The sequence below is a fragment of the Streptomyces sp. NBC_01255 genome (assembly GCF_036226445.1).
In the GTDB taxonomy this organism is placed as follows: domain Bacteria; phylum Actinomycetota; class Actinomycetes; order Streptomycetales; family Streptomycetaceae; genus Streptomyces.
In genome coordinates, this window is record NZ_CP108474.1 from 8383827 (window position 1) to 8407427 (window position 23601).

Annotated in this window: 22 protein-coding genes and 4 pseudogenes; 17 read left to right on the top strand and 9 right to left on the bottom strand. The window is 71.7% G+C overall.

The window, feature by feature from the left end:
* Positions 1-12: 12 nt before the first annotated feature.
* Positions 13-1248 carry a hypothetical protein gene (locus tag OG357_RS37760; protein ID WP_329625402.1) on the bottom strand — a complete coding sequence of 412 codons (1236 nt, stop codon included), beginning with the start codon at positions 1246-1248 and terminating at the stop codon, positions 13-15.
* A 481-nt stretch (positions 1249-1729) separates the two neighbouring features.
* Between OG357_RS37760 and OG357_RS37765 the strand changes: the two genes are divergently transcribed.
* Positions 1730-2839, top strand: a complete 1110-nt coding sequence (locus OG357_RS37765) for a hypothetical protein (RefSeq protein WP_329625838.1) — start codon at positions 1730-1732, stop codon at positions 2837-2839.
* 73 nt (positions 2840-2912) lie between these two features.
* Here OG357_RS37765 and OG357_RS37770 read toward each other — a convergent pair.
* Positions 2913-3011: pseudogene (locus tag OG357_RS37770) on the bottom strand (holo-ACP synthase); the annotation flags it as partial.
* Positions 3012-3473: 462 nt separating this feature from the next.
* Between OG357_RS37770 and OG357_RS37775 the strand changes: the two are divergent.
* Positions 3474-3653, top strand: a pseudogene (locus OG357_RS37775) (transposase); the annotation flags it as partial.
* On the opposite strand, the gene OG357_RS37780 reads toward OG357_RS37775, so the two are convergent.
* Together OG357_RS37780 and OG357_RS37785 are read right to left on the bottom strand one after the other, a co-directional pair.
* Positions 3654-4133: a DUF1772 domain-containing protein gene (locus tag OG357_RS37780; RefSeq protein ID WP_329625403.1), complete on the bottom strand. Its 480-nt coding sequence runs from the start codon at positions 4131-4133 to the stop codon at positions 3654-3656. It abuts the pseudogene before it with no gap.
* Between the two features lie 186 nt (positions 4134-4319).
* Positions 4320-4760, bottom strand: a complete 441-nt coding sequence (locus OG357_RS37785) for a hypothetical protein (protein ID WP_329625404.1) — start codon at positions 4758-4760, stop codon at positions 4320-4322.
* 99 nt (positions 4761-4859) lie between these two features.
* Here OG357_RS37785 and OG357_RS37790 point away from each other — a divergent pair, with 99 nt between their 5' ends.
* Both OG357_RS37790 and OG357_RS37795 read left to right on the top strand, forming a co-directional pair.
* Positions 4860-5381: a GNAT family N-acetyltransferase gene (locus tag OG357_RS37790; protein WP_329625405.1), complete on the top strand. Its 522-nt coding sequence runs from the start codon at positions 4860-4862 to the stop codon at positions 5379-5381.
* 178 nt (positions 5382-5559) lie between these two features.
* Positions 5560-6300, top strand: coding sequence for a class I SAM-dependent DNA methyltransferase (locus OG357_RS37795; RefSeq protein WP_329625406.1), 741 nt, complete (start codon positions 5560-5562; stop codon positions 6298-6300).
* Between the two features lie 25 nt (positions 6301-6325).
* On the opposite strand, the pseudogene OG357_RS37800 reads toward OG357_RS37795, so the two are convergent.
* Positions 6326-6532, bottom strand: a pseudogene (locus OG357_RS37800) (IS5/IS1182 family transposase); the annotation flags it as partial.
* 198 nt (positions 6533-6730) lie between these two features.
* The gene (locus OG357_RS37810) at positions 6731-7315 is read right to left on the bottom strand and encodes a YdeI/OmpD-associated family protein (protein WP_329625407.1); all 585 of its coding nucleotides are present in this window, start codon (positions 7313-7315) and stop codon (positions 6731-6733) included.
* Positions 7316-7498: 183 nt separating this feature from the next.
* Here OG357_RS37810 and OG357_RS37815 point away from each other — a divergent pair, with 183 nt between their 5' ends.
* The 4 genes and pseudogenes from OG357_RS37815 to OG357_RS37830 all read left to right on the top strand — a co-directional run bounded on the left by OG357_RS37815 (position 7499) and on the right by OG357_RS37830 (position 9249).
* Positions 7499-7825 carry a LacI family DNA-binding transcriptional regulator gene (locus OG357_RS37815; RefSeq protein ID WP_329625408.1) on the top strand — a complete coding sequence of 109 codons (327 nt, stop codon included), beginning with the start codon at positions 7499-7501 and terminating at the stop codon, positions 7823-7825.
* 46 nt (positions 7826-7871) lie between these two features.
* A pseudogene (locus OG357_RS37820) lies at positions 7872-8072 on the top strand (ABC transporter substrate-binding protein); the annotation flags it as partial.
* 37 nt (positions 8073-8109) lie between these two features.
* Positions 8110-8307: a hypothetical protein gene (locus OG357_RS37825; RefSeq protein ID WP_329625409.1), complete on the top strand. Its 198-nt coding sequence runs from the start codon at positions 8110-8112 to the stop codon at positions 8305-8307.
* 3 nt (positions 8308-8310) lie between these two features.
* Positions 8311-9249: a carbohydrate kinase family protein gene (locus OG357_RS37830; protein ID WP_329625410.1), complete on the top strand. Its 939-nt coding sequence runs from the start codon at positions 8311-8313 to the stop codon at positions 9247-9249.
* Here the strand turns inward: OG357_RS37830 and OG357_RS37835 are convergent.
* On the bottom strand, positions 9227-10516 hold the full coding sequence (locus OG357_RS37835; protein WP_329625411.1) for an ATP-binding protein: 1290 nt from the start codon (positions 10514-10516) through the stop codon (positions 9227-9229). The genes OG357_RS37830 and OG357_RS37835 overlap by 23 nt on opposite strands.
* Positions 10517-10709: 193 nt before the next feature.
* A complete protein-coding gene (locus OG357_RS37840; RefSeq protein WP_329625412.1) occupies positions 10710-11069 on the bottom strand; it encodes an SPW repeat protein in 360 nt (119 codons plus the stop codon).
* Positions 11070-11378: 309 nt separating this feature from the next.
* Here OG357_RS37840 and OG357_RS37845 point away from each other — a divergent pair, with 309 nt between their 5' ends.
* Complete coding sequence (locus OG357_RS37845) at positions 11379-11750, top strand: cupin domain-containing protein (RefSeq protein WP_329625413.1); 372 nt, start codon at positions 11379-11381, stop codon at positions 11748-11750.
* A gap of 51 nt (positions 11751-11801) precedes the next feature.
* Here OG357_RS37845 and OG357_RS37850 read toward each other — a convergent pair whose 3' ends face one another.
* Positions 11802-12761, bottom strand: coding sequence for a TauD/TfdA dioxygenase family protein (locus OG357_RS37850; RefSeq protein WP_329625414.1), 960 nt, complete (start codon positions 12759-12761; stop codon positions 11802-11804).
* Between the two features lie 503 nt (positions 12762-13264).
* Between OG357_RS37850 and OG357_RS37855 the strand changes: the two genes are divergently transcribed.
* The 8 genes from OG357_RS37855 (at position 13265) to OG357_RS37890 (ending at position 23587) form a co-directional block, all read left to right on the top strand.
* Positions 13265-14494 (top strand): ROK family transcriptional regulator, encoded by a 1230-nt coding sequence (locus tag OG357_RS37855; protein ID WP_329625415.1) that lies wholly within the window; start codon positions 13265-13267, stop codon positions 14492-14494.
* A 76-nt stretch (positions 14495-14570) separates the two neighbouring features.
* Positions 14571-14642, top strand: a complete 72-nt coding sequence (locus OG357_RS37860; protein ID WP_329625827.1) for a putative leader peptide — start codon at positions 14571-14573, stop codon at positions 14640-14642.
* Between the two features lie 323 nt (positions 14643-14965).
* On the top strand, positions 14966-16585 hold the full coding sequence (locus OG357_RS37865) for an ABC transporter substrate-binding protein (protein WP_329625416.1): 1620 nt from the start codon (positions 14966-14968) through the stop codon (positions 16583-16585).
* 1 nt (position 16586) lies between these two features.
* Positions 16587-17531 (top strand): ABC transporter permease, encoded by a 945-nt coding sequence (locus OG357_RS37870; protein ID WP_329625417.1) that lies wholly within the window; start codon positions 16587-16589, stop codon positions 17529-17531.
* A 5-nt stretch (positions 17532-17536) separates the two neighbouring features.
* The gene (locus OG357_RS37875; protein ID WP_329625418.1) at positions 17537-18412 is read left to right on the top strand and encodes an ABC transporter permease; all 876 of its coding nucleotides are present in this window, start codon (positions 17537-17539) and stop codon (positions 18410-18412) included.
* Complete coding sequence (locus OG357_RS37880) at positions 18409-20337, top strand: ABC transporter ATP-binding protein (RefSeq protein WP_329625419.1); 1929 nt, start codon at positions 18409-18411, stop codon at positions 20335-20337. Before OG357_RS37875 ends, OG357_RS37880 begins: the two co-directional genes overlap by 4 nt.
* Positions 20338-20447: 110 nt before the next feature.
* Positions 20448-21272: a formylglycine-generating enzyme family protein gene (locus OG357_RS37885; RefSeq protein ID WP_329625828.1), complete on the top strand. Its 825-nt coding sequence runs from the start codon at positions 20448-20450 to the stop codon at positions 21270-21272.
* Complete coding sequence (locus OG357_RS37890) at positions 21269-23587, top strand: arylsulfatase (RefSeq protein ID WP_329625420.1); 2319 nt, start codon at positions 21269-21271, stop codon at positions 23585-23587. Before OG357_RS37885 ends, OG357_RS37890 begins: the two co-directional genes overlap by 4 nt.
* The last annotated feature ends 14 nt before the right edge of the window (positions 23588-23601 follow it).

The window sequence follows — 23601 nt, forward strand, 5'->3', positions numbered from 1 at the left end:
GAGCCGATTCGTCTACTCCTCGCTCGTGTAGTAGACGCGCGGGCCGCTGGTGTAGATGGCGGTGATCGGGCTGGGAACACCGGTGGCGACATCGGGGAGGTCCAGTTCGGCACCCAGGCGACGGGCGGTCCAGACGACCCCGGACCCCCGCAGTTCGATCAGGTGGTTGTCGCCCTCTCGCGGTCCGGCGCCCGCGTCGGCGGCGCCCAGGTAGTAGACCTGGGCGCCCCGGCTGCCGGTGCGGGCCACGGCGGCCAGTGAGCTGCCGTCAGCGGCCGCGGGGGCGCCCGCGCCGTCGTCGGCGTCCAGGCCGGCATGGTTGACGTCCCAGCCACGACCGTTGAACCCCACCTCGACCACCATCCGGTCGGTGTCCAGGTAGTAGAGCCGCGGATGGCCCTCGGCGGTGAGCACGACCGCCGGCCGGCTGCCGGCCGCCGCGGCCGGGGCCCCGTACGCGGACAGGCTCTGCACCCGCCACGCCACGCTGCCCTCGGGATTCTTCTTCGTACCCTCGATGACCGTGTGTTCCAACTGCACGGGTCTGTCGTTCTCGTCGAGAAAGTACACGAGCCGGGAATCGGCACCGCGACCGGCGGCGGTCAGCCGACTGAGCGGGGAAGGGGTCGGGCACCCCTCGACACCGGCCGTCAGATCGGCGAACGGCCGGCCCTCCGCCCCGAGCCACGACACCTCGACGACATGGCCCCGCGCGTCCAGGTAGTAGACGTACTCGCCCTGCCCGGTGGTGACGGCGGCCAGCGGACTGATCGGCGAACCGCGCGGGGCGTCGGCGCACACGGTGTACGTCCACTCCCGAGACCGCTCCTCCAGCCTCACCAGACGACGACCGCCGTCGAGCCGGCCGTCGTCGAGATAGTAGACCCGCAGGTCACCGATCTCTCCCGTCACCGCCAGCGCGCTTCCCGCATCGGCGCTGGGGGCACCGATCCCGGTGGTGAACACCCGGTACCCGGCCCACCGACCGTCCGGCAGCGAGGGCTTGTACGCCGTGCCGACCACGCTCCTGTCGAGGTCCTGGTAGTAGACCCGGCGGTCGTCCTCGGCCGATCCCACGGCCGCCAACCCGCTCCCCGCGACCGCCACCGGACTGACCTGTCGCCATACCGGCCCCTCGCCGGAGTCCGGAGAATCAGGCATCCGCCCTTCGGTGAAGTTGATGTCCGAATACCCCCACTTTCCGTCCTGCTCCGCCACCTCGATGATGCTGAAGACCTTCTCGGCCATGCCTCTCACGCCCCTGTCCCTTCGTCTGCCGGGCGCGGCCACCACAGCGACCCCACCGTCCCGCGCAGTCCCGCCCCGTCGGAGTCCGGACCGGTGGTACCACCGCAGTCCTCCCCTCCACGGTGAACCCTTGCGGCGGCCGTCGCATCCGGAGGGAGACCCGATTGGCAGGCCAGCAGGGGAAGTTGACGCGCACGCCGAGGACGGCGGCTCCGGAACGACGGTGCTTCCGCCGCAAGATGCGGGAGCCCGCGCATGGTGGGTAGATGGACTGAGGGGCCCGCAGCCGATCCGATCGGCTGACGACGACGGGCCACCGCCTGCCCCGGCAGCGCCGGTCGGGGTCTGAGCATGGCGGTAGGCGCACCACCCTCCGCGGTCGCCTCACTGAAGGACTCATCGTCATTCGGCGCAGTCTCGAAGGACGGGTGTTGTGAAAGCATTCCCGAGATGGCGCTTGCATGAGTCTGTGGCGCATTGGATGTACGATCCGAATGTCGTCGGGCTCGACATGAGATACAAGGTCGTTGGCGGTCGGGAAACGCGCGACTGGGCAATCTGTGTACAGGTGCTGGAAAAGAAGCCGATATCCGCCCTTTCTGTGGGAGAGCTGTACATCCCACCCGCCGTGGAGACCTTGACGGCCGATCCGGGAGTCTCCGCAGCGCGAGAGCTCACGCCTACGGATGTGATCGAAGTCGAACGACCCGTCCTTCATGAAGGATTCGTGGGTTGGTATAGCCGTCCGGCCTGGGGTGGGCTCGGAATAGGTATTTGGGACGATGACGGTGAGAAAATGCTGGAGGGGACGATGACTGTCGTAGATTGGGGAGGCCCGGCCAGGATTCTTTCCGCAGGCCACGTCCTTAATGTCAGACACGCAACCGATGGTTTCCCTGACAGAAACAAAGTGAAGCCTTTGGAGCCCATCTTCCAGCCCCCAGTAGGGGGTGAGCTGGACCCCCCGGGTCGGTGGAGAGAGAAAAAGATGGAGATCGGGGTGATGGAGAACGGTTACCCTCTCTTCCGCTACCCGGTAGGCCACTTGGGGCCCTATTACTTCAATACCTACGACCTCGCGTGGGCGCTTCCCCGGCTTCGCGCGACAAGCTATGCGATCGGACCGGGTGGCCTGTCTCCTATTTGGCCCCAGCCGAACCGGAGTATTGTCATTACAGACGTCGACAAGATACCGCAGATGGCGGATCTGGAAACACACGGAGGGCCTGCCTATGGGCTCCGCGTGGCTTTCGCGGGAGTGGCGACCGGAATGCATGAAGGGCGTATCAAAACTGTTCGTTCGCTCATGAAGACCTGGGGTCGCAATCGCCAATGGTGTTATCTTTTCAGGGATCTCATACGTGTAGAGCCGACTTTTGGCGGGGGTGCCAAGTCGGGGGATTCGGGTTCCATACTCATCGGGCTGGGCACCAGAAAGGGTGCGGGGCTGGGCAGCTTGGTCGGAGGTAACGCCCAGTCGGTATATTTCGCGAGGATTCCCACGGCCAATCCAGGAAGTGGGCCGCTGCGACAGCCGAATTACGCTCCTGGCCCGGATCCGCCCCCAGAAGGCGGAACTCAGTCGATGTGAGTTGATCAGCCGGCTCCACCCCCACCTCCTCGGACAGCGCCGCGGCGCGGCCCGTCAACCGGAGGGACGGGCTGCCGGATGGGGCGCGCACCACCTCGGTCTCGGTCAGGATTGAACCGGTGAGGCCCACTCCCAGCGCCTTCAGGACCGCCTCCTTGGCGGCGAAACGCACGGCGTACCGTTCGGCGCCGTCCGCCGGGATGTCGTAGGAGGCGCGCGCTCGCCGGGTGCGAACACCCGCGCCGAGAAACGTGGTTGGCGGGCCAGGACCGCCCGCATCTCGCCCGCCTCGACCAGATCCGTGCCCCCGTACAGGACGGGCCTGCCGACCAGTCCGTACGCCGTCGAGGCCGACGCCTCACCGAGGATGGAGCATGCGCGTGGTGAGCAGGCCATGGCCCACCGCGTGGTTGGGGCACACCCCACCGCAGCCGTCCCCGGTGATCGAGCGCCCCTCGGCGACCGGCAGGCAGGCCTCCGCCAGGTCCTCAGCTCCGTCTCGTCCGGTAGGGAGTCGGCGGTGTCCCGCGGCCCCAGGACGAAGAGGGTGATCGCCTTTCCCCATCAGGCCACCCTGCTAGGACTTGTCCGGCCGATCATGTGGCTGGTCCGTGCCGGAGCCGTTGATGTGGGCATGGGGCGGGGCGATCTGACGGATGCCCAGTGGGAACGGCTCCGGCCGTTCCTGCCGGTCAGCAATAGGCGTTGTGGCCGATGGCGGGCCCATGGTCAGGTGATCGACGGGATTCTGTACCGGGTTCGGACCGGGGTGCAGTGGCGTGATCCGCCCGAACGGTTCGGCCACAGGACCTGGCTAGGCCCGGTTCCGGGCCGTAGCCGTCGGCTGCCACAGGCAGAGGACGATCAGCAGGACGAACGCGGTGAGTGCCGTGAGCGTGCGCAGGTTGTTGAACAGCTCCCAGCGCCGCAGGATCTCCGCGTGATCGGCGGGGGCCGCGGTGAGCGCCCACTCCTTGATGCGGCCGTTGATCGGCACGTTGCCGAGCCGCGTGATCAGGAAGGACGCCAGCGTCAGCAGCGCCGCCGCACCCGCGATCAGCCGCGCGCGGCCGCGCGTGAGGAGAGCGAGTGCCAGGGAGCTCAGCGTCGACACCGCCATGGCCGCCTGCACGGTGATGCCGTTCATCTTCATCAGCTCGGCGTGGAACGAGAGCCGCATGTCGAGCGGTACGGCGTTGAAGGTGGGGACCAGGTTGGCCGCGCCGTATGCGAAGGCGCCCGTGAGGAGGCCGGTGGCGAGCAGGGCGAGTCCCTGGATCACGCGGATGTTCATGGTCGCAGGGCTCCCGTGGCTGAGGCGTGTGGGCCGGGGCGTGTCGGCGTCCTGGCGTAGAGGCGTCCGGGCGTCTGGTCGTACAGGCATCCGGACGTCTGTACGAGGGTGAAAGCTATCGCGTGACTGCTCCGGCCGCGGGCCGAGGTGGTCGTGCCACGCCCGGCGGCCCGCAGCCGGCGGACGTCACGTGAAAGCCGGGTCGGAGAGGTCGAGGCGCAGCTCGTTTCCCCAGTCGTTCGTGAAGACGGCCGTCGCTCCCTCGTAGCGCACGCCCACGAAAGGATTCGAGGCGTCCATGAAAGCCACCCAGCGCAAGGAGCCGTCGGCGTCCAGGCGGGCGAGATGGCCGGTGTTGCCCATGCCGCCGCCGCCTCCGCACATCCGTCCCGATCCGTCCGGCAGTGGGCTCTCGAAGAAGTGGTCCACCTCGGCTGTGCCGTCCTCCTCGACGGCCTGGAGCACGTCGAACGGCTTGCCCAGGCGGAAGGGGATCGGTTGCCGGGCGTCCGGGTGATACGCCCCCGGGCCCTCCACGTGCACGTCTCTGCCGGTGTCGTCCGGGCGGTACAGCCCGTCGCGGTACGGCGTCTCCCCGGTCGCCCACAGCCGTACGACAGTCCCCATGTCCCCACCCCTACGCACGCCGTTGCTCCGTTGACCCCAGGACGGAAACGCGCGGACCTCCCGTGTCGTTCCCGTGCGTGGCCTGAGAGGATCGGAGCCATGCCCGTCTCCCCGACCCCGACCCCGACCGCCACCACGGCGCCCCCCGCACCCCTCACCACCGACCGGCTGCTCCTCCGGGCCGTTCGCCGCGGTGACCTCGCGGCCGTGTCCCGGCTGTGGACCGACCCCCAGGTGCGGCTCCATCTCGGCGGCCCCGTCACCGAGCCCGTCATCCGTATCCGGCAGCGGCGGATCGTCGGGGCGCCCGGTTTCCATGCCGTGATCCGGGTCGAGGACGACGTCCTGCTGGGCCTCGTCACCGTGGAGCCGGGTGCGCGGAACGGGGAGACGGAGGTGTCGTACCAGTTCCTGCCCGAGCACTGGGGGCGGGGCTACGCCCGGGAGGCCGTCGGCGCGGTCGTCGCGCGGGTCCTGGAAGGCACGCCGAGCGTCGTCGCGGTCACCCAGGAGGCCAACGACCGCTCGCGCCGCCTCCTGGAGGCCGTCGGCCTTGAGCACGCCGAGTCCTTCGTGGAATGGGACGCCCGCCAGGTCCTGTACCGGAGGGTCGTCCCTTAGGACTCCTCACGAAATGATCTCCAAGGTGGTGGGACCACTCCGGGACTGATGATCCGGGGTGCGCGGCGGTTCGGCCGAAGCCCTGGCAAGGCGACGACGAGTTGTGGGGGTGCACGCTGAGCCGTGGAGAACTAAATGCGTCGACAGCGCCCCTCGGCACCCGGCACAGTGGCCACCCGTGACGAGCAGTGAACTGTGGACCCGCGCGACCGCCGACCGCTACGACGCCGAGGAAGCCGAAGCGTCCTCGGCTGCCGTTCTCGGACCAACCCTCGCCTTCCTCGCGGAGCTCGCCGGAGACGGCCGGGCGCTGGAGTTCGCCATCGGAACCGGACGGGTGGGAGTCCCGCTCCGGGAACGCGGCGTGCCGGTGGTGGGCATCGAACTGTCCGAGCACATGGCGGCGGTGCTGCGGCGCAAGATCGACGAGGGCACCCTCCCGGTAGTCATCGGGGACATGGCCACCACCGTCGTTCCCGGCGGGTTCACCCTGGTCTACCTCGTCTACAACACCATCACGAACCTGCTCACGCAGGACGAGCAGGTCGAGTGCTTCCGCAACGCCGCACGGCATCTGGAGCCCGGCGGCAGGTTCGTCATCGAGCTGGGTGTGCCGCCGCTGCGGCTCCTGCCGCCCGGCCAGGTCGCGGTGCCGTTCGATGTCTCCCAGCAGCATCTCGGCTTCGACACCTTCGACCTGGTCGAGCAGATGCTCGTCTCGCACCACTTCACCCGCGACGGCGACGACGGCCACTACCGCCGCGAAAACTCCCGGCACCGGTACGCCTGGCCGGCGGAGCTCGACCTGATGGCGCGGATCGCCGGGCTCGAGCTGGAACGTCGTGTTGCGGACTGGGACGGGTCTCCGTTCACCCAGGACTCCGCGAAGCACGTCTCCGTGTGGCGCAAGCCGGCCTGACGTTGGCCGTGCCTGTCTTGAACTCCTATTGGGAGTTCAGGCGTCGCCGGCAGATCAGTGCGCATCCGAGGGCGAGGAAGGCTTCGTGGTTGTCGTCGCGGATCTCCCAGCGGATCCGCAGGCGGCGGAACCAGCGCAGGCGGGCGAATGCTCGCTCCACGAACCAGCGTTGCGTGCCCAGGCCCGAGCAGTCCCCGGTGCCCCGGCGGGCGATCAGCGGCTTCACGCCGAGATCCCGGACGAGGCGGCGCCGACAGGTCATGCCCGAGCCGAAGCCGAGTTCCTGCGGCAGATGCTCCCAGAGGATTCCGGTGTGCAGGACGAAGGATGGCCGGGGGCGCGGGGTCTGGCACGGCACCTCGCCGCGTCGCCTTGCGACGCACCGCGCCAGACCCCGCGACCTGTCCGACCCTGATCCGCCGGACAAGGCTTAAGGAGCGCCGCCCTCCGCGAGCGCCGCGATCGCCCGTGCCAGGCGGGCCGCCCTCGTCTTCGCCGTACGCGCCTGCCACAGGCTCAGGATCACCAGGTAGCGGTCCGTCTTCCCCAGGGCCTCGAAGGCTTCCGAGGCCCGTGGGTCCGCCGCCAGCGCTGCCGCCAGGTCGTCCGGGACGGTCGCGTCCTTCTGGGAGGGGTACGCGGCCTCCCACCGCCCGTCCGCCCGCGCCGCCCGCACCTCCGCGAGGCCCGGCTCGCGCATCCGGCCGGCGGCGGTGAGCGCTTCGACCTGGCGTACGTTGACCTGGGACCAGAGACTGCGCTTCCGGCGCGGGGTGATCTTCTGCAGGTACGTGCGCTCGTCGCGCGTGATGCGCTTGCCGGTGATCCAGCCGTACATGAGCGTGCCGTCGAGGATCTCGTCCGCCGTCGGTGAGGGGAGGTCCGTGCCCTTCTTGGCGAGCAGCAGCCAGATGCCCGGGGTGTCCCCGTGGTGCTTTTCCAACCAGGCCTCCAGCTCCTTCCCGTCGTCGAACGCGATCACTGCGAGCCCCTCGACCGTTTCGACCGTCTCCACCGGTAAACCCTTCCCCCGTACCGCCGACGCCGCCGGCGAGTCCGCCGACGGTCCTTCGTGAACAAGATATTCACAGCGGCCGGAAGACGGTCGCAACTTGAGTGCAGCGTCGTACTAACGCGCGTTACTCAAGGGCGTAACCCGGAGATCGAACCGGGGCAGTGATCCAGGGGAGGGGGCGTCGTGGCAGCGAACAGCGCCCGCAACGTCACCATGAGCGATGTGGCCCGACGGGCGGGGGTCTCGCGCACGGCCGTCTCCTCCGTGCTGAACGACCGCCCCGGAGCCGCCATCCCGGACGAGACCAGGCGTCGAATTCAGGCCGCGATCGACGAGCTCGGCTACCGGGTCGAGGCCGGTCACGAGCGCATCGGCTTCATCAACCTGGACCCGGACATCCCCGCCGCCCTCGGACTGCGCGAGGGGTACGAGCGGGCCCTGCGCGAGGCCGGTCATCCCCTGGACCCGTCGCTGATCGTCTTCGGACACGCGACGGCCGACGGCGGCTGAACGGCCGCCTGCGAACCTCAACCCCTTCTCGTCGAAGGCCGCGCCGATGACCAAGGAGGCGGTCTACGAGCCGCTCCTGGTCCACAATCCGACCGACGGCAAGGACACGCCCTGGCGCGCCGCCTCCTGGGCCCAGCCACCGGACGGGAAGTCCGGCACCTTCACCCTCCGTGAGGGCGTGAAGTGGTCCGACGGCAAGCCCCTCGTCGCCGATGACGTCGTGTACACCTTCGAGCTCCTGCGACAGCGACGCCCTGTCCCCCCGCCGCTTTACCGACCTCGAAGTGACCACGCTGCTGCGGCACGGGGCGACGTACCATCTCCGGATCGTCCACCAGGGCGCCCGCGTCCAGGTCTTCCTCGACGGGAATCGGATCATCGACCGTACCGACCCGGCCGCCGCCCACACCGACGGCCATGTCGGACTGAACGTGTTCGGCGGCCGGGCCGGCTACCAGGACACCTACGCCAAGGAGCTCTGACCCATGTCCTTCCTGGTGATCGGCGAGTGCGTCGCCGACATCGTCCGCGCCCCCGCCGGGTCCGGCGCCGCCGACCGCGTCCACCCGGGCGGCAGCCCCGCCAACGTCGCCTACGGCCTCGCTCGCCTCGGCCGGGACGTCACCCTGCTCACCCAGCTCGCCGACGACCCCTCCGGACGGCTGATCGAGGCCCACCTGAAGGGCGCGGGGGTGCGGATCGCCCTCGGCGGCGCCCCCGCGCGCACCCCGTCGGCCGTCGTCGGCCTCGACGACCGGGGACAGGCCACGTACACCTTCGACATCGCCTGGACCCTGGAGGCCGGGGAACCGGCCGACGCGTCGCCCACCCATGTGCACATCGGCTCGATCGCCGCCGTCACTGCCCCCGGCGCGGACACCGTGCTCGCCGAGACCGAGCGGCTCCGCGACCGGGCCACGGTCAGTTACGACCCCAACGTCCGCCCGGAGTTGATGGGGGAGCGCGGCGAGGCCGTCGCCCGGGTCGAGCGCTGCGTCGCCCTGAGCGACCTCGTCAAGGCGAGCGACGAGGACCTGGAATGGCTCTATCCCGGCGAGGACCCGCACGCGGTCGCGGCCCGTTGGCTGGCCCTCGGCCCGGCCGTCGTCCTCGTCACCCGGGGCGCGGACGGCTCGCTCGCCCTCACCCGGCGCGACACCGTCGCCGTCGGCGCGCCGCCGGTCTCCGTCGTCGACACCGTAGGCGCGGGCGACTCCTTCATGTCCGCCGTCCTCGACACCCTCGCCGGTCAGGACAGGGCGGCGCTCGGCGCGCTCTCTGCGGAGGAGCTCACCGGACTGCTCGCCCGGGCCGGCGCGGCCGCGGCCGTCACCGTCTCCCGGGCCGGCGCCCAGCCGCCCGACCGGGCTGAACTGGACGCCGCGCGCGAGGTGTTCGCGCTCAGATCCGGGCGTGCGTCGTGATGTCCGAGGCGAACTGCTCGACCATCGCGGGGGTGACCGTCGGGCGGCACTGCCCGATGGCCTCCAGATAGTCCGCCGTGCTCGCCCCGGGCGCGGGACCGTCTGCGCCCCGGCCGCCGACCGCCACCAGGTCCCGCTCGAAGGAGGCCTGGGCGGCGATCCGGGCCGCGTGCTCGATGTCGGCGGGGGTGAACAGGTCGCTCGCCAGGACCAGTTCGTCGATGTCGACGTCCGTCCGGCCGTCCGTGTAGCGGGCCCAGATCGCCGCCCGCGCCACCTTGTCCGGCGTACCGATCGGGATGAGGTAGTCGAAGCGGCCCGGGCGCAGGAACGCCGGGTCGAGGGAGCGGATCGAGTTGGTGGCGCAGACGAGCAGCCGCTCGTCCCGCTCCCGGAAGCCCGGTATCAGCTTGAGGAGTTCGTTGGTGACGCCGTGCATGCCGCCCGGCTGCGCGGGCTCCGAGCGGACCGGGGCGATCTCCTCGACCTCGTCGATGAAGACGAGGACCCGCTCCAGCTCGGCGATCCGCGCGAACGCGGACCGCAGGGCGGCGGCGAGGTTCCCCTCGTCGGCGAGGCGGGACGGCAGGATCTCCACGAACGGCCAGCCAAGCCGGGAGGCGATGCCCCGCGCGAACGTCGTCTTCCCGGTGCCGGGCGGACCGAAGAGGCAGACCGCGCGCGGCGGCCGCACCCCGTGCCGGGTGGCCCGTTCCGGCTCGGCGAGCGGCAGGACGACCCGGCGCTCGATGAGGTCCTTCTCCCGCTCCATCCCGGCGACCTTCGCCCACAGGTCACCCGGGAGCAGCCGCCCGCCGAGGTCGTCGAGGAGCCCGGCGGCGGGCCCGTGCAGCGGCTCCACCTTCTCGAAGTACGCGACGGCCGGCTGCCGGGTGTACCCGGCGTTGAGGAGACCCTCGCCGAGGAGCTCCTCCTCCGGCAGTACGTACGCGATCCGCCCGACGCGGGCCGCCACCAGCCGCCGCTCCAGCTCCACGAGCAGGGCGCTGGCCAGGCCGCGGCCACGCCACACCGAGGAGATCGCGATCCGCATCACCCAGGCACGCTCGCCGGAGACGCAGGCGAGCGCGGCGCCGATGGGCGCGCCCTGGTGGACGGCGACCACGGCCGGCTGCCGCGAGGTGAGGGCCCCGATGCACTCGGCGAGCGAGAACACGGACTCCTGCCCGAGCGCGGCCGTGGTGTCGATCAGATGGACGACGGCCGCGAGATCGCTCTCGCGATAGTCGTGGATGTGCCAGTTCACCGGTGTACCGCCCCTCGTCAATACCGATGCGGCGAGGCTAGGCGCGGCCGTGGACACCGGTCGTGCGCCATCGTGCACAAGGCGGTGCGGACAAACGCTCCGTACCGGCTCTATGCGGCCGGCCCGGAGGACACGATGAACGGCGGCGCCTCCACGGGTGGGAGGTGCCGCCGTTCCGGGAGAGATCGGAATGTCACGTCCTTCTCTTGGTCATGAGCAGACCGCCGGCCGTGAGGGCGAACAGGCAGACGCACGCGCCGGTGATCACGTTGCTCAGGATCACGCCGGTGTCAGGGTTCGACGAGACCACCCACGGGGCGATGATCAGCCACGCGCCCAGGAGCAGGACGACGAAGTTCAGGTCCTGCGACCGCTCGGGGGCCATCGACATGCACAGGCCCAGGGCCGCGATCGTGATGCCGACGACCAGATTGCTGATGGCGAGCTCCGGTCGGGCGGCGGAGAAGTGAACCGTCCACGCGGAGATCGCGGCGTAGATTCCGGCGAGGATCACGAGTTCCTCGACCGCCGCGACACCTCGGGTCTGGAGCATGCGGGCGTAACGATCCCGCATTTCCGACGCATCGGGGTGCCCCGAGATATCACCAGGACGGTGAGAGACGTCGGCCATACGACTCGCCTCCTTCTGGCGTCATGCACGTCTGACCGCTTGTGTGGCAATCATGCCGCGGCTCCATTGTGCGCTTATCTGTCCTTTATGTGTAGGTCTGCCCCCTAGGGGAAGCGCACAGAATTCGAGCCGCGGATATGCCCGGAACCACCAAACGCGGGTGGGCCCGACCACCCCGGCGTAGCCTGGAAGAGGACTCGGGGCCAGGCCTTTACACCGCCGGGAGACGAGATGGCCGGCATCGTGCAGAAGAGCTTCGATTCAGCGGACGAGACCCGTCCCTTCGAGGACGGCAAGGGCAGGCTCGACCTGATCAACGCCGAGCGCGGAGCGGTCGGCCGCGCCGTGTTCGAGCCGGGTTGGCAGTGGTCCCAGCACGTGAAGCCGATCGCCGGCACCGACAGCTGTCAGGCGTCGCACGTCGGATACATCGTCAGTGGCCGGATGAAGGTCGTCATGGACGACGGCGAGTCGGTGGAGTTCGGCGCCGGCGACTTCATGCAGGTCACGCCCGGGCACGACGCCTGGGTCCTCGGCGACGAACCCTGCGTGGCCCTCGACTGGGTCGGCTTCGCCGACTACGCCCAGCCGTCCGGCTCCTGACGCCTTACCCGGCGCGGCCCACGAGGCGCGCGCCGGGGTGGCGGGCTCCGCTCACACGGTGACGGGCTCCGTCGTCGACGCGCCGGAGGCGATGCCGAACGCCGGGTCCGGGACGGACTCGGGGGCGAGGAGGACCGAGGTCGCACCGTCCACGCCGACCGGCACGTCTCCGTCGATGGTCACCCGGCGCAGCTTGCGCTCGTGGTCGTCGGAGTCGTCCACGCCGTAGTGCTGGGTGGCGCGGTTGTCCCAGATCGCCACGTCGCCGACCTGCCACTGCCAGCGCACGGTGTTCTCGGGGCGCTCGATGTGCGCCTGGAAGAGCGCGAGCAGGGCGCGGGAGTCGGCGCCCGTCAGGCCACTGATCCGCTGCACGAAGTTGCCGAGGAGGAGCGTGCGCTCGCCGGTCTCCGGGTGGACCCGTACGACCGGGTGCTCGGTGAGGTACTTCGTCGAGGCGAAGACCTCACGGAAGCGCGCGAGCTGCTCGGGCAGGACGCCCGGGCGCAGGGCCGCGTAGTCGTAGTCGTTGGAGTGCACGGCACGCAGACTGTCGGCGAGCACACGGAGCGGCTCGGGCAGCTTGGCGTACGCGGTCGCGGTGTTGGCCCAGAGGGTGTTGCCGCCGTACGGCGGAATGGTCACCGCGCGCAGGATCGAGAAGGCGGGGTACGCCGGCACGAAGGTGACGTCCGTGTGCCACTGGTTGGCCCGGGCGCCGTAGTCCGAGTCGATGGGGAAGGAGTAACGGCCGTCCGCGGAGGGGACGGTGGGGTGCGCGACGGGGGTGCCGAGGAGCTTGCCGAAGGCCTCGTGGGCCTCCTCGTCCAGGTGGTCCTGGCCGCGGAAGAAGACGACCTTGTGCGCGAGGAGCGCGGCGCGGATCTCGGCGACGGTCCCGGCGGTGAGGTCGCCTCCCAGGCGGACGCCGGAGATGACGGCGCCGAGGCGGCCGCCGACCTTCTGGACGGTGACGGGGGTAGCGGTAGTGGTGGCGGTAGCGGTCGACATGGTGGTCCTTTCGGAAGTGTGCGAACGGGCCCGGGAATTAATTCCGGAGCGGAAGCAATGACGTGACGACGAGGACCCGGCCCGGCCGGGGGAGTCGTACAGGGGAAATGGAGTACGGCGCACGAGCGCGGTGTACGGAGGCGGCGAGCTGCGCGCCGGGGGTACGGGTGCGGGCGGCGAGCCCGGCACGCGAGAGGGTCGCGAGGATCAGGCGCCGGAGCCGGCGGGACACGAGGAGGTCGCGAACATGTCCCGGAGCCTCGCAGCGGCCGTCGCGGGACGTCAAGCGACCGTCGGGGCCCCGAGCCGTGCTTTGTGATGGTTGAATCGGCGCCTGCCCGCCGCCCGCGCCCCCGCTCTCCGTACCCCGGCTCACCCGCGCTGACCAGCGGCGATGCCACGAACTCGGGAGGGAGTGGGCCGGAAGGGCGGAGCCGTGACGGCCCCGCCGCCGGTGGCGCCGGGAATTCACACCGCCGCAACAGTGACGCAGAGAGGCACCCATGACGACCACCTCCCACGGTTCCCGGATGGCGGGCGACGGCCGGCGCGAGGCCAACGCCGCCACCGTGCTGCGGACCGTGCTCGACCACGGTCCGGTCGCCCGCGGCGCCGTCGCCCGGCTCTCCGGTCTCAGCCCCGCCGCCGTCTCGCGCCAGGCCACCGACCTCACCCGGCTCGGCCTCCTGCGCGACCTGCCGGAACTGGCCGGCGGCGGGAGCGTGGGACGCCCGCAGATCCCCGTCGACCTGCACGTCGGCGCCTCCGGCGGACCGGTCGTCGGCGGCGTCCACCTCGGCGTCCCCAGCTCGACGTTCGGCCTGGTCGACCTGCGCGGCCGGGTCCTCGCCCGGCGCACCCACCCGCACGACGGCATCGCGCCGGACGGCGTGCCCACCGCCGTCGGCCGCGCGCTGCGCGGCTTCCTCGACGAGCACACCCAGGGGCGCCCGCTGCTCGGGGTCGGCGCCGCCGTCGGCGGCTGGGTGGACCCCGAGGCGGGGGTCGTCGTCCGTCACGACGCCTTCGGCTGGCGCCGCCGCCCGCTGGCCGCGGAGCTCGCCAAGGGCCTCGGCGGGCACACCGTACGGCTCGACAACCACGCCCGCTCCATCGCCCAGTCGGAGATCCTCTTCGGGCGGCCCGCGGCCCGGCGCAGCCTCGTCCACCTCTTCATCGGGAACGTCGTCGACGCGGCCGTCGGGCTGGCCGGGATCGTGCACCAGGGCCCCGGCTCGGCGGCCGGCGACGTGGCGCACCTGCCCGTACCGGACTCCACCGTCCCCTGCCCGTGCGGGCGTTCGGGCTGCCTGGAGGCGACCGCCTCGAACACCGCGCTCGGACTCACCGCCGTGCGACGCGGGATCGTCCCCGAGCCGGACACGTTCCTCGTCGTGGACGCGGCGGCGGCGGGGGACCGGCGCGCCGACCGGCTGCTGCGCGAGCGGGCGCGGGCGGTGGGCCGCGCCGTCGCGCTGCTCCTCGACGTCCTGAACCCGGATCTGGTCGTCGTGACCGAGCACTCCAGCGTCCTCGACCCGGACTACCTGGAGGAGATCCGCGGGGCGGCGATCGACCTCTCGCACGTCTGCGACGACCCCGAACGCATCGTCAGTCCACATGCCGGACCGGCCACACTGCCCGTCGCGGCGGGCACGGTTCTGCTGAATCCCCTGTTCAGAAGGCCTCTTCAGACGGTCGACGAGCTTCTCGCCGGGGGTGGTCAGAAGTGACGTCGTCTCAGAATGCGGGCATGGCCGGTTGACCGCCTCGCGGAGCCGCTGTCATATTGCTCCCGTGAATCCGGACATGCGCCTCATCTCCCGCAGGCACGTCGACCTCTGTCGACAGGCCAGTGCGGTCTGTGCCGTCCGCGTCTGAACCTTCGCGTCGGGCGTCGAACCGATCGCCCCGCCGGGTTCGCTGATGCCGCCCCGGACCCGCTGAACTTCCCGGGCTTCCCTGACCTTCCGGCTTCCCTGGCCTTCCGGCAATTCCGGCGCGCTCCTGGCGTCCGGGCTGCTCCGGCCCGTCGGCGGCCGGCCCATCGCCGTACCGCGTCGTACCGCCGTACCGCCGCACCCGTCCCGTACCGCCACCGCGCACCTCCGCGTACCCCGCACGCCCGGCGTGTCCATTTCTCCCGCTGCGGAAGGAATGGCCGCACCCCGCGCGCCTCCGACCTCTTTCACAGGCAGGCAACGATGACCGAGTCGTACCCCACCCAGCCCACCGCTCCCACCCGGCGCACCACCCTGCGCGCCGCTGGAGGCGGCGCCCTGCTCCTCGGGCTCGGTCTCGCGGGCTGCCGCTCGGCGGTCTCCGAAGCCGAAGCCCCGTCCGGCACGGCGGGCGAGGCCGGCGCGGCGGGCAAGACGAGTGCCGAGCCCCGGCGCGGCGGCACCCTCACCGTCGCCGTCAACGCGGACTTCACGCCCAGCCTGCTCTTCGCCCAGAGCGCCCAGTCGCTCCAGCAGCGGCTGATCTACAACACCCTCACCCGCTACGACGACGGGCTGAAGCCGCAGCCGGAACTCGCCACCTCCTGGGAGTACGCGAAGGACGGCCGCGCCGTCACCCTCGCGCTGCGCACCGGCGTCACCTTCCATGATGGCCGTCCCTTCACCGCCGACGACGTGATCTTCGCGGTGAAGAACCTTCAGAACCCGCTGCGCGCCGCCCAGTTGAGGGCCACGGCCGCCGCCGTCACCGGCTTCGAGAAGCGCGGCGACCACGAGCTGGTCCTGAAGCTCGCCCACCCGGTGAACAACCTCTTCGACCTCTTCGAGTTCATGATCATCACTGATCGGCGCAGCGTCGAGGACGCCGTCACCGGCAAGAAGCTCATCGGTACGGGACCCTTCCGGCTGACCAAGTGGAGCCCCGGCTCCGGGGTCAGCCTCACCCGCAACGAGACGTACTGGCAGCCCGGCCGCCCCTACCTCGACGGCGTCGAACTCCGGGTCGTGCCCCAGGCCGACGCGCTCCTCTCCTCCCTCAGGACCGGCCAGTCCCAGCTCTCCTTCAGCGTCCCCGGCAAGAACCTCGCCGTCGTCGCCGCCACCCCCGAGCTCGCCATCAGCGAGTACTCCACGGGCGGCGGAGCCGTGTACCTCGGCGTCAACACCACCGTGGCCCCGCTGAACGACAAGACCGTCCGGCAGGCCCTCGCCTGGAGCATCGACCGCGAACGAATCCTCAAGCAGGTCCTCGGCGGCTACGGACTCGCCTCCGCCACCCCCTGGCCCAAGTCCTCGCCCGCCTTCACCGAGACCGGTCGCACCCACTACACCCACAACCCCGGCAAGGCCCGCGAGCTCCTCAAGTCCGCCGGACACACCCGCCTCGACCTGCCCCTTCTCCACATCAATCTGCCCGGCGAGACGGCCGTCGCCGAGGCCGTCCAGTACGACCTCCGGCAGATCGGCGTCCATGTCACGCTCCAGCCCACCGACTCCGCCGCCGCCCAGAAGAACCTCATCTCCCAGAACATGCCCGGACTCTGGACGATGAGCCACAGCTTCGCCCAGGTCCAGCCGTCCACCCTCGCCGTCAGCGCCTACCCCTTCAACGAGGCCAAGAACACGTCCAAGTTCCGCTCCGCCGCCTACACGAAGGTCGTCCGCGAGGCCTGGACCACGCCCGCCGACGGCGCCCGCGCCAACACCCTCCGCCAGCAGATCACCGACACCCTCCTCGACGAGGCGTTCATCATCGACCTCGCCATCCGCGGCGCCGTCCAGGTGTCCGCCAAGAAGCTCCACGGCGTCACGCTCAACAAGTTCTCCTACCTCAACCTCGACAACGCCTACCTGGCGGGCTGAGATGCACGGCTATCTGCTGCGGAGACTCCCCTCCGCCCTCCTCGTCCTCCTCCTCGCCTCCTTCCTCGTCTTCGCCGTGCTCCGGCTGGTCCCCGGCGACCCCGCGGCCGTCCTCGCCGGACCCGACGCGAGCGCCGAGGCCGAGGCCGCAATCCGGGCCCACCTCGGCCTCGACGACCCCCTGCCCGCCCAGTACGCGCGATGGATCGGCGGCCTCCTCACCGGCGACCTCGGACCCTCCTACGCGATCGGCGGCCAGACCGCCGACCTGATCGCCGACGGCGTCGGCGCCACCGTCGAACTCACCCTCGGCGCACTGCTGTTCGTCGTCGTCCTCGGCGGCTTCTTCGGCATCGTCGGCGCGACCTCCCGCAACCGCTGGCTGCGCGGCGCCGTACGGATCCTCACCACCGGAGCCCTCGCCGTACCGCCCTTCGTCACCGGCGTCCTCCTCGTCCTCCTCTTCGCCGTCCTCCTCGGCGTCCTGCCCCCGGGCGGCCGCGTCCCGCTCCTCACCGCACCCGACCTCGGCGTCCAGTACCTGCTGCTGCCCGCGCTCTGCCTCGCCCTGCCCAGCGCCGCCGTCCTCGGCCGCTACCTGGAGGACAGCATCGGCCGCGCCCTCGCCGAGGACTACGTCCGCACCGCCACCGCGGCCGGCATCACGCCCCGGCGCCTGCTCTGGCGCCACGCCCTCCCGAACGCCCTCCCGCCCGTCGTCACCCTCCTCGGCATGCAGACCGGCCACCTCCTCGGCGGCGCCGTCCTCGTCGAGGCGATCTTCGCCTGGCCCGGCCTCGGCCAGCTCGCCGAACAGGCCCTGGTCCGCCGCGACTACCCCGTCGTCCAGGACCTCCTGCTCCTCCTCGTCACCGTCTTCGTCCTCGTCCAGCTCGTGACCGACCTCGTCCACGCCTGGCTCGACCCCCGGATCAGGTGGGAGTGACCGCCATGACCACCCTCGCAGCGGCCAAGCCGCCCCTCGCCCGCAAGTCCCGCAAGTCCCGCACGTCCCGCCACCCCTACCGGGCCGCCCTCGCCACCGCCCGCGGCCGTACCGGCCTCGCCCTCGTCGGCCTGGTCGTCCTCGCCGGGCTCCTCGCCCCGCTCCTTGCCGGCCACGGCCCCACCGACCAGAGCGCACTCGCGCTCGCCGGGCCCGGCACTTCGGGCCACCCGCTCGGCACCGACGACCTCGGCCGCGACCTCCTCGCCCGACTCCTGTACGGCATCCGCGCGGACCTCGGCATCATCGCCGTCGCCGTCCCGCTCGGCGCCGCCCTCGGCTGCCTCCTCGCCCTGGCGGCGGCCACCCACCCGGTCGCGGACACCGTCGTCCAGCGCGCCTTCGACCTGGTCCTCGCCTTCCCCGGACTGATCCTGGCGCTGGCCGTCACCGCGATCCTCGGCCCCGGCCGGACACCCGTGATCCTCGTCATCGCCCTCGCGGAGATCCCCGTCTTCGGGCGGCTCCTCCGCACCGGCATCCTCGTCCAGCGCGGCCGGGAGTACGTGACGGCCGCCCGCGTCGGCGGCACATCCGGCGGCCGGATCCTCACCCGGCACATCCTGCCCAACGCCGCCGACCCGCTCGTCGTCCAGCTGGCCGTCTCCCTCACCGTCGCCGTCTTCATCGAGGGCGCCATGAGCTTCCTCGGCGTCGGAGTCCGGCCACCCGAACCCACCCTGGGCGCCGTCCTCAGCCAGTCCATGCCCTATCTCGCCCAGGCCCCGCACTTCGCCGCGGGACCGCTCGTGACCGTGACCGCGCTCGTCCTCGGCCTCTCCCTGACCGCCGAGGCACTGAACCGGGAGATACGCCGATGACCAGCCCGCCGCTCCTCGAAGTCCAGGGCCTGGAGGTGGAGTTCACCACCCCCGACGGCGGGGCGCTGCACGCCGTCCGGGACGTGTCCTTCACGCTCCGCCGGGGCGAGACGCTCGCCGTCGTGGGCGAGTCGGGCTCCGGCAAGTCCACCACCGCCCTCGCCCTGCTCCGGATGCTCCCCGGCACCGGCCGGATCAGCGGCGGAGCCGTCCGGCTCGACGGGCAGGACCTCGCCACCGCCGACGAGTCCGCGCTGCGGGCCGTGCGCGGAGCCCGTATCGGCATGGTCTTCCAGGACCCGATGACGGCCCTCAACCCCGTCCTCACCGTCGGCCGCCACCTGGACGAGGTACTCCGCGCCCACGACGGCCGGGCCGGTGCCGGTGCCGGTGCCGGTGCCGGTGCCGGTGCCGGTGCCGGAGACCGCGGGGCCGGGTCCGGCCGCGGTGACACGTCACGCCGCCGCGACAAGGCCGCCCGGCGCGCCCGCGCCGTCGAGCTGCTCCGCCTCGTCGGCATCCCCGACGCCGAGCGCCGCCTCGACGACCACCCGCACCAGTTCTCCGGCGGCCAGCGCCAGCGCGTGCTCATCGCCATGGCCCTCGCCGGCGAACCCGACATCCTCCTCGCCGACGAACCCACCACCGCCCTCGACGCCACCGTCCAGGACCAGATCCTCACGCTCCTCGGCGAACTCACCCGCACCACCGGCACCGCGCTCGTCCTCATCACCCACAACATGGGCGTGGTCGCCCGCGCCTGCGACCGCGTCCTCGTCATGTACGGCGGCACCGTCGTCGAGGACGGCCCCACCGCCGAGGTCCTGTCCCGCCCCCGCCACCCCTACACCGCCGGCCTCCTCGCCGCCGTACCCCGCCTCTCCGCCCCCTCCGGCACCCGGCTCACCGGCATCCCCGGCACCCCGCCCGACCTCTCCCTGCCCGTAACCGGCTGCGCCTTCGCGGCCCGCTGCGCCCTCGCCGAGGACCGCTGCCACACCACCACCCCGCCGCTCACCGCCGTCACGGAGACCGTCCGCGCCGCCTGCCTGCCCGCCGCCGAGCGCACCGAGCCGCTGCCGCCGCCCCCGCCGCCCGTCCGGATCGACCGGCCCGCACCCGGCGCCGTCGTCCTCAGCGCCGAGGGCCTCCGCAAGACGTACAAGGGTCGTGGCCGACGTACCTTCACCGCCCTCGACGGCGTCTCCCTCACCCTCGCCGCGGGCGAGACCCTCGGCATCGTCGGCGAGTCCGGCTCCGGCAAGTCCACCCTCGCGCGCGTCCTCGCCCACGCCCATCCCGCCGACGGCGGCCGGATCCTCCTCGACGGCCGGGACGTCACCCGCCCCGGCCGGGCCGCCCTGCACTCCGTACGCCGCCGCGTCCAGATGGTGTTCCAAGACCCGTACGCCTCGCTCAACCCCCGCATGACCGTCGGGGAGATCGTCGCCGAACCGCTGCGCGCCTTCGGGACCGTCGCCCCGGGGGAGCGCGCCACGCGCGTCGCGGAACTCCTGCGGCTCGTCGGCCTCGACCCGGCCGCCGCCGGCCGGCACCCGCGCTCCTTCTCCGGCGGCCAGCGCCAGCGCGTCGGCATCGCCCGCGCCCTCGCCCCCGAACCCGCCGTCCTCATCTGCGACGAACCCGTCTCGGCGCTCGACGTCTCCGTCCAGGCCCAGATCGTCGGCCTCCTCACCGACCTCCAGCGCGACCTGGGCCTCGCCCTCGTCTTCATCGCCCACGACCTCGCCGTCGTGCGCCAGGTCAGCCACCGCATCGCCGTCATGCACGAGGGCCGGATCGTCGAGACGGGAGGCGCCGACGAGCTGTGCGAGCACCCCCGCGACCCGTACACCCGCGCGCTCCTCGCCGCCGCGCCCGAACCCGTACCCGTCCGGGTACCCGCCGGGGCGGTGTCCGCGTGAGCGCCTGCTGCACCCCGGGACGGGTCTGTACGGGGGACGCCGGCGCCGCCCGGGCCGTCGATCTGCTGCCCCTGCCGACCGTACGGACCGCTGCCCCGCCGCCCCGCCCCATGGTGGAACTGCCCGGCGGCACCTTCCGCATGGGCGACGCCTTCGGCGAGGGCTACCCGGCCGACCGCGAGGGACCCGTACGGGAGGTCACGGTCGACGCCTTCGCGATCGACGCCACCGCCGTCACCAACGCCCGGTACGCGGAGTTCGTCGAGGCCACCGGGTACCGCACCGACGCCGAACGCTTCGGCTCCTCCTTCGTCTTCCACCTCCTGCTCCACCCCGCCGCCGCGGGCCACGTCCTCGGCCGGGTGGAGCAGGCCCCCTGGTGGCTGGGGGTCGAAGGGGCCGCCTGGCACAGTCCCGAGGGCCCCGGCTCAGGCATCCACGACCGCGCCGACCACCCCGTCGTCCACATCTCGTACGACGACGCCCTCGCCTACTGCGCCTGGGCGGGCGTCCGGCTGCCCACGGAAGCCGAGTGGGAGTACGCGGCCCGCGGCGGCCTCGACGGCGCCCGCTACCCGTGGGGCGACGACTTCACCCCCGGCGGCACGGAGAAGTGCAACACCTGGACCGGCGACTTCCCACACCGCTCCGACCGGCCCGGCGGCCGCGTCGGCACCGTGCCCGTCACCGCGTACGAACCCAACGGTCACGGCCTGTACAACACCTCCGGCAACGTCTGGGAGTGGTGCCAGGACGCCTTCGGCCCGGGGGAGCGCGTCATCCGGGGCGGCTCCTACCTCTGCCACGCCTCCTACTGCAACCGCTACCGGGTCGCCGCCCGCTCCCGCAACACCCCCGACTCCTCGACCGGCCACGGCGGATTCCGCACCGCCCGCACGCTTCCCCCGCATCCGGAAGGACCCGCCCCCGCATGACCGCCGCCCCGCCCCGCCGCGACCCCTACGAAGGCTTCCCCGGCCGTGTCGGCCGCACCTTCGCCGAGTCCGAACCCGCCTGGCCCGGCCGTACGACCCCGCCCGCCAAGGCCCCCAACATCGTCGTGGTCCTCGTCGACGACATGGGCTTCAGCGACATCGGGCCGTTCGGCTCCGAGATCCCGACACCGGTCCTCGACGGCCTCGCCGACGACGGCGTACGGCTCACCAACTACCACACCATGCCGCTCTGCTCGCCCGCCCGCGCCGCCCTGCTCACCGGGCTCAACCCGCACCGCGTCGGCTACGCCATGGTCGCCAACGCGGACCCCGGATTCCCCGGCTACGGCATGGAGGTCGCCGACGACATCCCCACCCTCGCCGAACTCCTCCACGACGCCGGCTACGCCACCTACGCCGTCGGCAAATGGCACCTCGTCCGCGACTCCGCCTCCAACGCCGCCGACGACCGCGCCAACTGGCCGCTCCAGAAGGGATTCGACCAGTACTACGGCGTCCTGGAGGGCCTCACCAGCCTCTTCCACCCGCACCAGCTCGTCCGGGACAACAGCCCCCTCGACATCGACGAGTTCCCCGACGACTACTACTACACCGACGACATCACCGACCAGGCGATCTCCATGGTGAAGTCGCTGCGCGCCCACGACCCGGACAAGCCCTTCCTCCTCTACCTCGCCCACAACGCCGTCCACGGCCCCCTCCAGGCCAAGGCCGAGGACATCGCCCGCCACCGCGGCCGCTACGACGACGGCTGGGACACCCTGCGCGAGCGCCGCTTCGCCGCCCAGCTCGCCGCCGGACTCTTCCCGCCCGGCACCGAACTCCCCGAACGCAACAGCGAGGCCGGCCTCGACGTCCCCGCCTGGAACTCCCTGACGGATGATCAGCAGCGGCTCTACGCCCGCTACATGGAGGTCTACGCCGCCCTCGTCGACAACATCGATCAGAACCTCGGCCGGCTCACCGGCACCCTCGCCGCCCTCGGCGAACTCGACAACACCATCATCGTCTTCACCTCCGACAACGGCGGCACCGGCGAGGGCGGCGCGGAGGGCACCCGCTCCTACTTCAGCCGCTTCGTCCACCACCCCCGCCTCCCCGGCGACTGGGACCCCGACGTCGACCGTGACCCCGAACTCATCGGCGGCCCCCGCAGCCTCGTCCACTACCCCCGCGGCTGGGGCATGGCCTCCAACACCCCCTTCCGCCTCTACAAGGGCCACACCTACGCCGGCGGCGTCCGCGTCCCCTTCGTCCTCTCCTGGCCCGAAGGGGCACGGGACGGCAGACTCTCGACGGGGCTGCGCCCCCAGTACCAGTACGTCACCGACATCGCCCCCACCCTCCTCGAACTAGCGGGTCTGGCCCGGCCGGAGAGCCGCCGCGGCATCCCCCTCCAGGAGCCGGACGGCATCAGCTTCACCCCCGTCCTCGCCGACCCCGCCCACGACTCGACCCACCCCGAGCAGTACTGCGAGATGACCGGCAACCGCAGTCACTACCGCGACGGCCGCAAACTCGTCACCCTCCACCGGCCCGGCACGCCCTACGACGACTCCGAATGGGCCCTGTACGACATCCGCACCGACCCCACCGAGATCCACGACCTCGCAGCCGAACAGCCCGAACTGGTCAAGGAGTTGTCGGCGGCCTGGGAGGAGGCCGCCTGGCGCAACGGCGTCTTCCCGCTGCCCGACCACAGCGGCGCCCTCGCCCGCCGCAACCCCGCCGAGCAACGCCTCAGCCGCCCCGTCACCCTGCTCCCCGGCACCCCGGAGCTGGAGCGCTACCGCTCCTCCCGGCTCGTCTCCCTGCGGTCCTTCGAGATCGCCGTGGCCGTCGAGGAGACCGGCGACGGCGTCCTCGTCTCCCACGGCGACCAGGGCGGCGGCTACAGCCTCTACGTCGAGAACGGCCGGCTGGCCTTCGCGTACAACGAATACGGGCGCCTCCACGAGACCGACGCGGGCCCCCTCGCCCCGGGCCCGCACGAGATCTTCCTCGTCGCCACGGCCGAGGAGGGCCTCCGCTGGCGGTTCACCGTGCTCGTGGACGGCGAGCACCGAGCCGCCCCCGACAGCGTCCACCAACTCGTCGGCATGGCTCCCTTCCAGGGCATCAGCGTCGGCATCGACCGCAAGTCACCCGTCTCGTGGCCCCTCTTCGAACGCCACCGCTCCTTCCGCTTCACCGGCAGGCTCCGCTCCGTCACCTACCGGCCCGGAGCACCGGGCCCGGACGCGCCCGAGGCCGTCGCGGCGGCCCTCAAGGAGGCGGCGGCGGCCTTCGAGTAACGGCAGGCGGGAGG